The sequence below is a fragment of the Alteromonas sp. G4i35 genome (assembly GCF_054960375.1).
Genome location: NZ_JBHNZD010000014.1, coordinates 35,854 through 49,508, shown reverse-complemented (window position 1 = coordinate 49,508; position 13,655 = coordinate 35,854). Strand labels below are relative to the sequence as shown.

15 protein-coding genes are annotated in these 13,655 nt (G+C 44.3%); 9 read left to right on the top strand and 6 right to left on the bottom strand.

The window, feature by feature from the left end; all coding sequences use genetic code 11:
- Nucleotides 1–165: 165 nt before the first annotated feature.
- Nucleotides 166–594, bottom strand: coding sequence for a MarR family winged helix-turn-helix transcriptional regulator (locus ACFI6L_RS10670; RefSeq protein WP_014976177.1), 429 nt, complete (start codon nt 592–594; stop codon nt 166–168).
- 396 nt (nt 595–990) lie between these two features.
- On the opposite strand from ACFI6L_RS10670, the gene hmgA reads away from it, so the two are divergent.
- Both hmgA and hppD read left to right on the top strand, forming a co-directional pair.
- Nucleotides 991–2,286, top strand: coding sequence for a homogentisate 1,2-dioxygenase (gene hmgA / locus ACFI6L_RS10665; RefSeq protein WP_348670775.1), 1,296 nt, complete (start codon nt 991–993; stop codon nt 2,284–2,286).
- A 292-nt stretch (nt 2,287–2,578) separates the two neighbouring features.
- A complete protein-coding gene (hppD, locus tag ACFI6L_RS10660; RefSeq protein ID WP_014949049.1) occupies nt 2,579–3,652 on the top strand; it encodes a 4-hydroxyphenylpyruvate dioxygenase in 1,074 nt (357 codons plus the stop codon).
- Nucleotides 3,653–3,689: 37 nt separating this feature from the next.
- On the opposite strand, the gene ACFI6L_RS10655 is transcribed toward hppD, so the two are convergent.
- Nucleotides 3,690–3,998 (bottom strand): VOC family protein, encoded by a 309-nt coding sequence (locus tag ACFI6L_RS10655; RefSeq protein WP_231506449.1) that lies wholly within the window; start codon nt 3,996–3,998, stop codon nt 3,690–3,692.
- 956 nt (nt 3,999–4,954) lie between these two features.
- Between ACFI6L_RS10655 and ACFI6L_RS10650 the strand changes: the two genes are divergently transcribed.
- The 7 genes from ACFI6L_RS10650 to ACFI6L_RS10620 all read left to right on the top strand — a co-directional run bounded on the left by ACFI6L_RS10650 (nt 4,955) and on the right by ACFI6L_RS10620 (nt 9,954).
- Complete coding sequence (locus tag ACFI6L_RS10650; RefSeq protein ID WP_014949047.1) at nt 4,955–5,344, top strand: ACT domain-containing protein; 390 nt, start codon at nt 4,955–4,957, stop codon at nt 5,342–5,344.
- A gap of 4 nt (nt 5,345–5,348) precedes the next feature.
- Nucleotides 5,349–5,849, top strand: a complete 501-nt coding sequence (locus ACFI6L_RS10645; protein WP_014949046.1) for a PTS sugar transporter subunit IIA — start codon at nt 5,349–5,351, stop codon at nt 5,847–5,849.
- A 257-nt stretch (nt 5,850–6,106) separates the two neighbouring features.
- Nucleotides 6,107–6,454 carry an ArsC family reductase gene (locus tag ACFI6L_RS10640; RefSeq protein ID WP_014949045.1) on the top strand — a complete coding sequence of 116 codons (348 nt, stop codon included), beginning with the start codon at nt 6,107–6,109 and terminating at the stop codon, nt 6,452–6,454.
- Nucleotides 6,448–7,584 (top strand): succinyl-diaminopimelate desuccinylase, encoded by a 1,137-nt coding sequence (gene dapE / locus ACFI6L_RS10635; RefSeq protein WP_462573948.1) that lies wholly within the window; start codon nt 6,448–6,450, stop codon nt 7,582–7,584. Before ACFI6L_RS10640 ends, dapE begins: the two co-directional genes overlap by 7 nt.
- A 9-nt stretch (nt 7,585–7,593) precedes the next feature.
- Entirely contained in the window at nt 7,594–8,280 is a 687-nt protein-coding gene (locus tag ACFI6L_RS10630; protein WP_075176317.1) for a M15 family metallopeptidase, read from the top strand.
- Nucleotides 8,281–8,294: 14 nt separating this feature from the next.
- Nucleotides 8,295–8,504, top strand: a complete 210-nt coding sequence (locus ACFI6L_RS10625) for a DUF2897 family protein (protein ID WP_069944063.1) — start codon at nt 8,295–8,297, stop codon at nt 8,502–8,504.
- Between the two features lie 190 nt (nt 8,505–8,694).
- Nucleotides 8,695–9,954, top strand: coding sequence for a dicarboxylate/amino acid:cation symporter (locus ACFI6L_RS10620; RefSeq protein ID WP_081333974.1), 1,260 nt, complete (start codon nt 8,695–8,697; stop codon nt 9,952–9,954).
- A 155-nt stretch (nt 9,955–10,109) separates the two neighbouring features.
- Here the strand turns inward: ACFI6L_RS10620 and ACFI6L_RS10615 are convergent, their stop codons facing one another.
- From ACFI6L_RS10615 to ACFI6L_RS10600, 4 genes are all read right to left on the bottom strand, one after another.
- A complete protein-coding gene (locus ACFI6L_RS10615; RefSeq protein ID WP_014949040.1) occupies nt 10,110–10,436 on the bottom strand; it encodes a heavy metal-binding domain-containing protein in 327 nt (108 codons plus the stop codon).
- A gap of 56 nt (nt 10,437–10,492) precedes the next feature.
- Nucleotides 10,493–10,903 (bottom strand): HIT domain-containing protein, encoded by a 411-nt coding sequence (locus ACFI6L_RS10610; RefSeq protein WP_014949039.1) that lies wholly within the window; start codon nt 10,901–10,903, stop codon nt 10,493–10,495.
- Nucleotides 10,896–11,927, bottom strand: coding sequence for a succinylglutamate desuccinylase (gene astE / locus ACFI6L_RS10605; protein WP_462573947.1), 1,032 nt, complete (start codon nt 11,925–11,927; stop codon nt 10,896–10,898). The genes ACFI6L_RS10610 and astE overlap by 8 nt, the downstream gene beginning before the upstream one ends.
- 145 nt (nt 11,928–12,072) lie before the next feature.
- Nucleotides 12,073–13,377, bottom strand: a complete 1,305-nt coding sequence (locus tag ACFI6L_RS10600) for a putative bifunctional diguanylate cyclase/phosphodiesterase (protein WP_039230212.1) — start codon at nt 13,375–13,377, stop codon at nt 12,073–12,075.
- Between the last annotated feature and the right edge of the window lie 278 nt (nt 13,378–13,655).

Below are 13,655 nucleotides of genomic sequence, written 5' to 3'. Positions count from 1 at the left end.
GCGCTTGATAAATATTTAAGGGGAAGCAACATGACTAATAAATCCAATAACTTCCCCATTTAATTAGTTTCGGGGGAATTTAACAGTTAAAGGCGCGAAAGTAACCTTTATAGCAATGCCCTCACATCTGCTCAGACCAGACTTTTCAACGACTTCACCCGAATCTTAAGGCGTTAGTGCATCTATCACTTTTACAAATATTCGATACTCATCTTCAGTGATATTTTCCAAACGCTTATTTTGCCAAGCCACAATTTTAGGCAACAGCGCCCGATAGATTCGTTCTCCTTCCACTGACAATGAAATTAATGTGGCCCGTTTATCTCGCTTGCTCACACGCTTAACGATAGCATCTCGCTTAACCAATCGCTCCAGCGCTCGCGAAACCTGCACTTTATCTAGTCGTGTTGCAATAGCGATTTCTTTTGCCGTTAGCAGTGATTTTGGCGAGCTTTCATTTCGACCGCCTAATGTAGCTAAGATTCGCCACTCTGGTTTAGTAAGTTTATACTCTGCATATTCTTTTGAGAGCGATTCACTTAAATCGCTCGCAAGCATGGCTACCTTGTAGGCAAGCATATCTTCTAGCTGCATGTTTTAAGCCCTTATCACTGTATTACTCTTGCTATTTTTACTTCTGTGACCGCCTTAAAAGCCATGGTTGTTTTTCATTTACCTTAGGCGTTACTTATACCCAGAGTGTCGCTACCATTGGTCGAGCGTTCAGGCGCGTTCAACATTAACCCACGTAACTTTCACAGCTAACATCGTGCATTAAAAACACGCAATACGTGTAACCTTGTAATAGCCCTCAAATAAAAGGTGTAAAGCTAGCGTACCAAATGACGTTGGCTCCATTCCCTCTACTCGCCCACGGCCATTGATTTACATTTCATTTACCTCTAGCCTAAATTACATAGTTTCATTTGTAACTACTTTATTTTGCATTCATCTGTACAGCCACATCGATGGCCGCCTATGAGAGGGTTTATGGATAATTTGTCATATTTAGCGGGTTTTAATAACGAGCACGAGACAGAGGCACTGCCGGGTGCCCTTCCTAAAGGCCAGTTCAGCCCACAAAAAGTGAATTATAAGCTTTACGCTGAACAGTTTAGCAGTACAGCATTTACTGCCCCACGAGCAGAAAACCGCCGCAGCTGGATATATCGTTTACGCCCTTCTATTGCTATGGGCGACTTTGAAAAAATTGATAACGACCTGGTTAGAACAGCACCTGAGTCTGATGTCCATTGCCCTCCGAATGTACTTAGGTGGGACCCTGTACCCTTACCAGAAAAAGACGTTGATTTTGTAGACTCGCTTGTAACCATTGCCACTAACGGTGACGCTAAAGCCCAAGTAGGTATGGGTATTCACTGCTACAGTGCCAGTGCTAATATGCAAAATCGTGTTTTCTACTCATCAGACGGGGAAATGCTTATTGTGCCCCAGCTAGGTGACATGCTGATCACCACCGAGTTTGGTAGGCTCAACCTGTCTGTAGGTGAAATAGCCGTTATTCCTCGTGGCGTTCGATTTTCGGTTAACCCTATTAATGGGCCAATTCGCGGATATATATGCGAAAACTACGGTCATCCTTTTGTGCTGCCAGAGCGCGGCCCGGTAGGCGCGAATGGCTATGCGAACCAGCGTGATTTTTGCTATCCCACGGCCTGGTTTGAAGATAATGAGACGCCTCACACTTTGGTAAACAAGTTCTGTGGAAATTTGTTCGAAGCAAAACTCGATCACTCTCCCTTTGATGTGGTGGCTTGGGTAGGTAACTCTGCCCCTTATAAATATGATTTGTCCCGTTTCAACGTTATGAACACCGTAAGTTTTGACCACCCGGACCCGTCGATATTTACCGTGCTTACCTCACCATCTGAGCTGGAAGGTACGGCGAACGTTGACTTCGTTATTTTCCCTCCAAGGTGGATGGTTGCTGAAAATACTTTTCGCCCACCGTATTACCACAGAAATATTATGAGCGAGTTTATGGGGCTAATTGAGGGGATGTACGACGCCAAAGAACACGGTTTTGTGCCCGGCGGCATGAGCCTTCACAACTGTATGACTCCCCATGGCCCAGAAGCTGAAGTATTTGAAAAAGCCTCGAACGCCGAGCTTTCACCGCAGCGTTATGAAAACACGCTGGCGTTTATGTTTGAATCTCGCTATGCCATTGCGCCAACGGAGTTCGCTTTAAACAGTGATATTCGTCAACGAAATTATTTGGCGTGCTGGAAAGGCCTTAAAAAGTACTACGATGGTGAAAAATAAGCGCCCTGGGATTTGTAACGTTACACGTACCGATACCTAAACAAGCAATTGTACTGATTTTTGAACACTACCGACAAGCATCACCTTTGCTCAATAGCATTTATTTTCAACAAGTTAGGGGAAGTTAGCTTTCCCTAACTCAGCATCTCATTCACGGGTGAAAACAAAACGTTACAGCTTTGCTTTCCATGCCCAAAATCCTTGAACTCGACACCTATTGCTTGCTTTTTCACTGCGCCCTTACAATCAGGTAACAATTATAAAATGTGATTTACGTTGAGGATGTATCGCTATGGCTGATTTGTTTGAAAACCCTATTGGTTTAGACGGGTTTGAATTTTTAGAGTTCACTGCGCCTAAAAAGGGCATGTTGGAACCCATTTTTGAAGCTATGGGCTTTACCCTTGTTGCTCGCCACAAATCAAAAGACGTGGAATTATGGCGTCAAGGCGACATCAATTTATTAAGTAACTACGAAAAGAAATGTCATGCAGCCTATTATGCCGAAGAACACGGTCCATCAGCGTGCGGTATGGCATTCCGCGTTAAAGATTCACAGCACGCATATAAAGAAGTGCTTGCCCGCGGTGCTCAGCCTATGGATACCCATACCGGTCCAATGGAACTGAAACTCCCTGCTATTAAAGGTATTGGCGGTGCGATGCTTTACCTTATAGACCGTTATGAAGGCGAAAATACCATTTACGACATCGACTTCAATTGGATTGAAGGCGTTGATCGCCATCCTGAAGGATGTGGCTTCCATACGCTCGATCACCTCACCCATAATGTGTACCGCGGCCGCATGAATTTCTGGGCAGGGTTCTACGAAAAGCTATTCAACTTTAAAGAAATTCGCTATTTCGATATTAAAGGTGAATACACGGGTCTATTATCGAAAGCAATGACTGCACCAGACGGTAAAATTCGCATACCGCTAAATGAAGAGGCGGTTGGCGGTGGTGGCCAAATTGAAGAGTTCTTAATGAAGTACAATGGTGAAGGTATTCAGCATATCGCTTTCGCTTGTGACGACCTAGTGGCGTGTTTAGACAAGCTTAAAGCGAAAGGCATGAAGTTTATGACGCCTCCACCAAATACCTACTACGATATGCTTGAAGAGCGTCTTCCTGGGCACGGCGAAAACGTAGATGAGCTACAAAAGCGCGGTATTCTATTGGACGGCACAACCGAAAATGGTGAGCCTCGCCTACTGCTTCAGATATTTTCTGAAACCGTTTTCGGCCCAGTATTCTTTGAATTTATCCAACGCAAACAAGATGAAGGTTTCGGCGAGGGTAACTTCAAGGCACTATTTGAGTCGATTGAACGCGATCAGGTAAATCGCGGCGTGCTAAACAAGTAAGTAGATAGCTAACACAATATTAGGGCAGCAAGTTTCGTCACTTGCTGCCTTTTTCATAAAGCGCGCACGCAGCGCCGCTTGGGTCAATGATGACACAAAAGCTGTCTTTTCCGTGATGACGTATATCACCCGCCTGTTTTCCACCTTTGGAAGTAACTTCTTTCAACGCAGCATCTAGATTTTCTACGGTAAAGTAATTAATCCATCCGCTTGGGTACTGCGCGTTTACACCCTGCTTATGACAAATGCCGCCCACAGGTGTGCCGTCGGCCTTCATCATGACATAATCATTGTACCCACCCATATCTATGGGCTCTTTCTTCCATCCAGTTATACCAGTCCGCATAGATAATTACCCACTCAGAAGGCGCTGGCAAGTTTCCTAGCAAAGCGTGGGAATGCAGGGATGGCTGTTCCCTTTCAAATTCCCAGAATGAAGCTAGGAAGCTTGCCAGACCTTCCCGAAGGGCGAGTTTAAAATGTCCGTACTCTTTGTTGTGTCACCTTGATGTAGAGCCACTATACCTGCGGTAACACGCCGCGATTACGAACATTTTAACTCTCGCTGAGTGGGTAATTATCTATGCGGACTGGTATTTCAGCTTCATAAAAGCTGACAAGTTCGTCTGCGTTTTCTACCGTAATATCGCACCATGAAGAATCTGACATTGTCTCTCCCTCTGTTTTTTGTTTAGGGCTGTTGTTTTGTTAGGGCTCTATTTATGGTTGAGGCATTTTTTCTAGTCAGCGCTCTTGTTCTGGTTAGAGATCAAATACCCAGTAAGCTACATAACTGATAAGCGCAATGCCCCATTGCTTCAATAAGCAAAACCCAAGACTAAATTAACTACTAACAGTAGTACCTTACTGAATATTTGTTAACTAATAGATCATTTTAATGTACTGATGTTTTAAAGGTAAAAAGGCTAGAGTCTATTGACCTTTGCTGTACATCAAAGATCAACATGGCCAAAAGCGTTCGATCATTTGAATCTCGCGTTTTAGTAATACGCAAATTTCTGAAAAAAGCCATGGTTGTCAAGCTAAGAAATTGCAAAATTACAAAACATTTTTTATTTTAGTTGTAGACATGGCCTGTGGAAAATGCTTGTGAAATTGAGAATGTTATCCACTGAACATTGTTTGTACAGTTTATTTATTTCTTTAAATACAAACACTTACAACAAAGCCCCAAACTACTCAACAAACTTATCCACAGATTAAGTGGATAACACGTAGCACTTAATCACAGTTAGTGGTTTAATGTGAATATCTTCGAAGTTATCTTTTTTTCGGTTTCTCATGCCCAAACAAACACTTTTAGTCAGAGAATCTTTGTTTACCATTCACAGCTTGGATCCTGAAACCAATATCCCCGCATCTGTACTTAATAGCCCTCTTTTTTTCTTAGGTAAAACAGAAGATGAACTATCTATTGTTGTGCCTGACTCGGTAGACGTACCGTCACTAGATAGTGATGAAGGTTGGCGTGCACTTGAACTGTTAGGGCCTTTGCACTTGTCCATGGTAGGGATCATGGCCCAAATCGGCCAAGTGTTAGCATCAGCAAAAGTGGCTATATTTGTGGTATCAACCTTCGACACTGACTTCTTTTTAGTAAAAGACAATAAACTAAAAGATGCCATTAGTGCGCTTAAGAAAGCTGGCTATTCGGTAAGTGAGGACGTTTAATACCGTGAATGCTAAGCAACTACAATACGCACCAGACAGTTTTACCAAGCAGTTTGTAACTTTAAGCCCGTTTTCAGGGCAAGTGGTTTCACTCTCACACATTGACGATCCCTATTATAAAAGTGGCCTTATGGGGCCTGGTGCAGCAATAAGCTCAACATCAAATACTGTCTTATCGCCTTTCGCTGGTAAAGTATTGAGCGTTTCTCCGCTAGATTACGCTATCGACATACAGTCTAGCGCGGGCCTCAAATGCAAGATTAAATATGGTGGCGATACTAGTCATTTGCATGGCGCACAATTCGCCTGTTCTCTGAAGCGGGGCGATGAAATAAGACTTAAACAAGTACTTTTTACCGTGAATGCTGCATGGCTAAAGCAGCGCGGTGTTAGCAATACCTGTTCAATGACGTTGCTTAATGCAAATGCGCTTATCGGTGTGGTGCCTACGCATCAAAAGTTTGTCGAAGCGGGCGAAGATACGTTGTTGACACTTTACCTCTAGGGCCTGTTGACCTAATTGTAAAACAGGCTTTCAGCCCTGAATGATTTACTATTAAAAATCATCGCAAGTGAGTTTATCAACGTATCAACAGCTTGTATGATGGAGCACATTGAAAAACAAAAATGTACAGGCGCACTGTTTTCGGGCTATTGCGGTTTTCTATTTTCTCTAGCTCTTCGAAACAGCGCCACATAATGGCACTGTTCTAACCAGCGTCTTTCATTTACAAACAACAAAGTAGTACGGAATAAATCACCATGAGCACAATCCTTTATGGGATCCCAAACTGTGACACCATTAAAAAAGCAAAAAAATGGTTAGCAGACAACGATATCGCTTTCACATTTCACGATTACCGCAAGGACGGGATAGATAACGACTTTCTTGTACGCGCCGAGTCTGAGCTTGGCTGGGAAGCAATGCTCAACAAACGCGGCACGACCTTTCGCCAGCTAGAAGAGCAAGAGAAAGCGAATCTAGATAAAGATAAAGCACTGGCCCTGCTAGAGCTTCATCCTGCCATGGTTAAACGCCCTATCCTTGTTCATGACAACGCGTTTTATATTGGCTTCAAACCCGCGCAGTATGAGGAAATATTTTGCTAAACGACTCTGTTATTGAAATTGCGAAAGAATTAATAAACCGCCGTTCTATAACGCCAGAAGACGCAGGTTGCCAAGAAGCCATGGGCGAGTTTTTAGGTGCTTTAGGGTTTAATAATGAAACCATGGTATTTGAAGACACGACGAACCTTTGGTCTCGCAGAGGTAAAGAAGGCCCGGTATTTTGTTTCGCAGGCCACACTGATGTAGTGCCTAGTGGCCCTGAGTCAGCATGGAAAACACCGCCATTTACCGCGACAGAAGTTGACGGCTATCTGCATGGGCGGGGCGCAGCTGACATGAAAGGCAGTCTTGCCGCTATGCTAGTAGCCACCCGCGAGTTTGTGAACAAATACCCTGATCACAAGGGAAGTATTGCGTACCTTATTACTAGCGACGAAGAAGGCCCTTTTATAAACGGTACCACCCGCGTTATTGATACCCTTGAAGCCCGCAATGAAAAAATTGATTGGTGTATTGTTGGCGAACCCTCTTCAACCGACGAAGTAGGCGATATTGTTAAGAATGGCCGTAGAGGTTCATTAACGGGTGATTTAGTAGTAAAAGGTGTCCAAGGCCATGTCGCCTACCCTCATTTAGCTAAAAACCCTGTTCACAGTGCAATGGCGGCCCTTGACGAGCTAGCTAAATCTCATTGGGATAACGGTAACGACTTTTTCCCTCCCACCAGCTTCCAGATATCAAACATTCACGCGGGTACAGGTGCGGGCAATGTGATCCCGGGCGAGATGCACGTTTGCTTCAACTTCCGTTTTTCAACGGAAGTAACCGACCAAATTCTCATTGAGAGAGTCACGGCAATTTTGGAAGCCCACGAACTGGAGTACGAGATTAAATGGACGTTTAACGGTCAACCCTTTTTGACCGATACGGGTGCCTTGTTAGAGGCCACTCAAGGTGCAATAGCGGCGGTTAAAGGAACACCTACCGTGCTGTCTACTGCTGGCGGTACATCTGATGGTCGCTTTATCGCGCCAACAGGCGCACAAGTCATAGAGCTAGGCCCGGTGAATGCCACTATTCACAAAATTGACGAGTGCGTGAAAATGTCTGATCTTGAACAGCTTGCTGATATGTACTTCGGTATCCTAGAACGCTTGCTGGCTAAATAGCCGCTATTGATGGTTATGAATCAAGTGCCAGAAAAAGCGTGGTTAGGCCAGCACAACGACTATCTCGTTGATGCTGGCAACGGCCATAGACTGCATCGCGACGTGATATCGCCGTTTCTTGCCATGCAAGATGCTGCGCAAAAAGACGGTATAGACTTACAGTTGGTCAGTAGCTTTCGAGATTTCGACAGGCAAACTGCCATTTTTAACCGCAAATGGGCAGGTCAAGCACAGCTTCTTGATACCAACGGTGATGAACTGCCATTCGAGGCACTAAGCGATAATGAAAAGCTTCATGCTATTTTGACATGGTCAGCACTTCCCGGCGGCAGTCGCCACCATTGGGGTACTGACATCGATGTGTACGACAGAGCTGCCGTGCATAACTGGGGGGGCAAGTTTAATCTTGTCGAAAGCGAATACCTTTCTGGCGGACCGTGCCATGCCCTTTCATGTTGGCTAGCTGACAATATGGAACAGTTTGGCTTTTATCGTCCTTTTTCTGTTAATACGGGTGGCGTCGCAGTAGAGCCATGGCATTTAAGCTTTCGAAACACAGCGTGTGCTTTCGAAAATGCCAGGCACTTAGATGGCTTTACGAAAGCCATCGAACAAAGCGATATAGAAGGCAAAACATGTATTTTGCCACAGCTACCTAGCTTGTATAATCGCTACGTATTGAACAAAGGGCTGTAGCCTACGGAATTTTTATGAGTACTACCTGGGTCATCATCATTATTGTTTTAGTATTGGGCGTTGTGATTGGGAATATCACGCTGCTTAAATACAGTGCTAGATTTAAATTTCCGACACCTTCTAAACCTTATGATGATAGTGACGACGATTCAAACAAGGACAGTGAAAGCGCGAATACATCCGTTAAAGACCAAGATAAAGACAGCGACACCCCTATGAAATAACCCTATTCTGACAGCGTCAATCGCGGCATTTTAATCGAAGCCTAAGTAAAGCTTTTATAATTCGAGGCTTTTATAATTAGAAGCTTTTACCCATTGTTTGTGCCGATGCCGACACTTGAGTATTAGGGCTCTCAATTATTCATTCACAAATCACTTTTCACATTTAAACACACTCTAAGAGGTTCTAGACGTGTCTAAAAAACAATCCTTACTGGGCAATATCGGCGTACAAGTTGTCATTGCCATGATTATTGGTACCGCGGTTGGTGCCTTTATGGGTGAAAGCGCTGAAATGTTCGCACCACTGGGTGCCATTTTTATCAATTTAATTAAAATGCTGGTCATTCCACTGGTAGCAGTAGCGCTTATCTCTGGCGCTGCGGGGCTTGGCAACAGCACTAATGCAGGAAAAGTGGGGCTATCTACCCTTGCTTATTTTGCGTTAACGTCAGCACTTGCCGTAACACTGGCCCTAATTATGGGTGAAGTGTTTAAGCCAGGAATAGGTATCGACGTTTCTGCGGTAGAAGGTATGTTCTCTGGTGAATACGCCTCTAAAGGTGAGTTACCTTCATTTTGGGCTACCGTTACAGGTATGATCCCCACCAACGTATTTGCATCGTTAACCAACGCAAACATTCTTCAAATTCTGGTGTTTTGCTTGTTCTTCGGCCTCGCCCTGTCTAAACAGCCTAAAAAGAACCGTGAGCCTATTTTAAATGGCGTGAACACTATCGTTGATGCCATGGTGTGGATGATCAACTGTGTGATGAAAATCGCGCCTATCGGCGTATTTGGTTTAATGGCAGAGGCGGTAGGAACATTTGGTTTTGCCGCGCTCATGGTGGTATTCAAACTCTTCTTGGTGTTTACTGCGGCGATTTTAGTGTTTGGTTTTGTGGTTTACCCGCTTTTGGTACAGCTATTTACAAAAACGTCGGCTAAATCATTTCTCGTCGCCATGAAAAAGCCTCAGGCGGTAGCTCTTTCAACCGCGTCATCCATGGCGACACTGCCGGTTACTATGAATACAGTAGAGAATGAGCTAGGTGTAAGAAACGCAACGGCATCTTTTGTACTGCCGTTAGGCGCCACCATCAACATGAGCGGAAATGCCATTTATTATGGCTTGGTAGCGGTGTTTTTTGCGCAGCTTTTCAATATAGATTTATCAATGGGTGCATATGTTGCCATCATCCTAACGTCTACCCTTGGCGCGGTTGGTCAAGCGGGCGTTCCTGGGCCATCATTCTTGGTCGTTGCGGTGTTGCTTGCTGCCGGCATTCCCATTGAAGGTTTACCCCTGCTATTTGCCTTGGACAGAATTTTCGACATGATCCGCACTGCGCTAAATATTACGGGTGATGCAGCATGCGCAGTGATCGTAGATACGATTGCCATTGATGCTGATGCTGTTGAAGAGCAAGCAATAGAAAATACGGCCAAATAAAGACTAGTCTTACAGATAGAAAAGGGCAGCAAAGCTTTTTGAAACGCTTAGGCTGCCCTTTTTTGATTGGATTGTGTCGCTTTTTGCTTATCGCTATTTTAATCGGCACTTAATTGATAAACGTTAATTCACCAAAGCATACGCCCTTCATAATCTTATAAAGGGGTTGTTTTCACCGCGGTACCGCTAATGCTCACCATAAGCATACTGCCTTTATCGCCAATCACTTGATAGTCTAAGTCGATGCCAACCACAGCATTTGCGCCCATGCTTCTCGCCTCGTGCTCAAGCTCAGTAAACGCTAACTTACGTGCGGTGGTTAACTCTTCTTCATACGACCCAGAGCGACCACCCACGATGTCGCGAATAGAAGCGAAAAGATCTTTAAATACGTTTGCGCCCATCACGGCCTCGCCCACAACAATACCGTAATAAGCTTCAATTTTATGCCCTTCAAGCGTTGGGGTAGTTGAAACAATCATGCGTAACTCCTTTTAATGTGAACTGTTTATTTGTCGCTATTAAGGGCGTGTACCCTCTAGCTGTTGTTTTCAAACCACTGCTTAACAGACTTAACAAGTGCCTGAGCATCGTTAGTGTTATATGCCACTGCTGGCTGGTTGCCCCACACAGGTTTTGGCCACGCACAATCATTTTCAAAACGTGCGACGTGATGAACATGAAGCTGCCTTACCACATTGCCTAGTGCTGCCACATTAAGTTTAAGTGGTGAAAACAAGGACTGCATGGCTTTTGATGCCAATGCAGACTCTTTGAGTAAAGTAATCTGCTCTTCTTCAGACAAATCGATAATTTCCGCAATATCATTTTTCATTGGCACTAAAATGAGCCACGGAAACTGACTATCATTCATCAACAGTACACGACACAGCGAAAGATCACAGACAAAAAATGTATCATTGTGTAAACGGCTATCAAGTTTAAACATCTAGCTTATCCAACGTAGTAGGCACAACGGTTAACAAGGCGCGTTGCCCAATGGCCACTTTTGCATTCGGGAAAACAATGGCTTCGCCGTCCTGCTCTGCTATGTACTCTTTACCCGGTTCAGAAGCCAATACCGTGCCTTTAGGGTAGTCAGTGAAGTTTGGCGTATCGTCATCGAAATGAAGCGTAAACTGTTCTTCGTTTCGGTTTATAACTTGGTTCACGCGATAAATATCAAGGTCACCCATCTCAACCGTTGGCGCGTACTCGGTTTGAGTAATTAGCTGCGTTATCGCTTGTTTCGCATCTTCAAATCGACGCATATCGTTTTGCCCAAATGGACGCACTTTGCCAAGTTCAACCGTAAACGCGTGCGCGTTATATTGAAATGACGAGAAATAGCTAAAGGTGGTTGTCGAGCTTTCCGACAGCAATATGGTTTTCACACCACACGCGGCGAGAAATGCCAGCTGCCCTTTGCTGTGTATTCTGTCATGAAGATAAGGATATACCGCAAACTTTTCATTTTTTGAGGCGCGAATTGCAGTGTGTAGGTCGTAGTGATATCGGATGCCCTCACCCGCTTCGAAGAAAGACGCCACAGCGTCTTCAAGCTGTTTAGCACGAACGCGCTCTGCGTTCACTAAACCTTCGCCCTTCGAGTGAGCACCGCTAAACAAGCGGTTCATGTTCTCTTCAACGAAACGCTCTGCAATATCCATCGCTGGCAGGTTGCCAAATAAGAACAAAACATCATGTGCCAGCGTTATGTTCCCTGTAAGGATCCCCTTAACCAAATCATCACAGATTTCGATAGGTGCGGTTTCATTACCGTGAACACCACACGATAAAACAATGCGTTTATTAGGCTTGGAGGTTGGCTGAACTGAAAAACTAATAATGCCAGGTGCGGTAATATCGACGAGCGTACCATTAGCTAATGTAAATTGATGAGAGCGTTCAAATAATGCGGAATTACGGCGAGAAAGTGTTAAAAATTGGCCGCTTTCGATAAGTTCTTGCATAAGTGTGAGCTTTGTCTACGTTGTCTAATCTCGAATGCTTCCAGTGTACCCAGACAGGCCTTCAAAATCACGTTATCTCACTGTTTAATTCCCAGTAGCTGTAAGCATTGAACAACGGAACTACAGATTGCCGCACTTTCAGATACTACGCTTGAGCGCGTCTAGGCGAGTTGCCGATAATTATCTCTTGTTGGGTAAGCTGTACGAAATCATCGAATGGAATGGCGCGAGAGAACAGGTATCCCTGCCCTTGTGTCACCCCTATTTCTCTGAGTATGTGAAGCTGCTCTACGGTTTCTATGCCCTCGGCTACTACACAGCACTCTTTTGCATGCCCTATCACTTTCGCCGCTTCGATAATCGCGCGATTAACAGGGTGAGCTTCAAGTTCCATCACAAAGGACTTATCGATTTTCAGCGCATCCAAATCCAGATCTCGAATATAAGCAAGATTTGAATACCCTTTACCAAAATCATCTACAGAAATAGATACGCCTAAGCTTCGCAGCTCATCTAACTGCTTTTTCACCATTAATGAATTAGACAGTGCCACGTCCTCGGTAAGCTCCAACTCGATTAACGAAAGCGGCATTGAATACGTACGACTCAGCATCGTCAGGGTTGGAACTAACTGGTTGTCGTATAACTGTGTAGGAGAAATATTCACAGACAGCATTAAAGACCGCTTCATTAGGTCCAATTCCGAGAGCGCCCTAAAGGCTTGCTCAAGCGTCCAGTAGCCCAGTTCGCTCATCATATTATACGACTCGGCCGCTTCGATCAGCGGCCCTGGAAATAAGACGCCATCAAGAGGGTGGTTCCAACGAAGTAAGCACTCAGCCCCCACTACTTCTAGCGTTGTCAGATCGACTTTTGGTTGATAGTAAAGCTCGAGTTCATTTTGTGCTAATGCACGTTTTAAATCTGCTTTTAGCGCCAAACTTCTGCCCGTGTCGGTTTTGTCTGACTTAGTCAACGCGAAGTAATTTTCGTATTTGTTTTCTTTTGCTTGTTTTAAAGCCGTTTCCGCTCGGGAAACAAAGGAAGTGATATCAAAGTCATTCTTAATACTGCACACCACACCTACGTTAAAGTCTGCAATAAAAGCCGTACCATCGTAATGCATAGGCGTTTTAAAATGCTCGACTAAGCGTTCGAACATTTGTCGCATTACGGTTTCATTACTTTCATTAGGAAAAACGATGCCAAAAACATCACCACTGATACGGCCAATCGATACCGCAGTTCCAAATAGGAGTTGGATGCGGTTGGCTATTTCAAGTAAAAAGCGATCGCCTACATGAATGCCCAGACTGGTTGTCACATCAGAAAAACGCACTACATCGACCAGCATCAATGAAATAGAAGCACTGCGAGACGCTTGCTTCGAAATGCTATCGATAAACGCATAGCGATTGGGAATGGTTGCCAGTGATGTGTGTTGGCTCATGATGTTTTCCTTGAGCTTTACGCTTCGAGGTACTAAAAACAACTAGTTATATAAAACCATGGCGCTACGAAAGGCGCAACGACAGTAACGTATTATTTTGTATACCGTCTTATACTTTTGTAAAACATTAGCCTAATATTGGACAAAAAACATGGCTGTAGTACTTATTTCTGGTGACGTTAAGAACAAACTGTGCCGTATTTTGAACCCAATACGAAACAATGAAGAAGTATTTAGAGGGTAATAAAAAACCCGGCGAGTGTACCACTGCCGGGCTA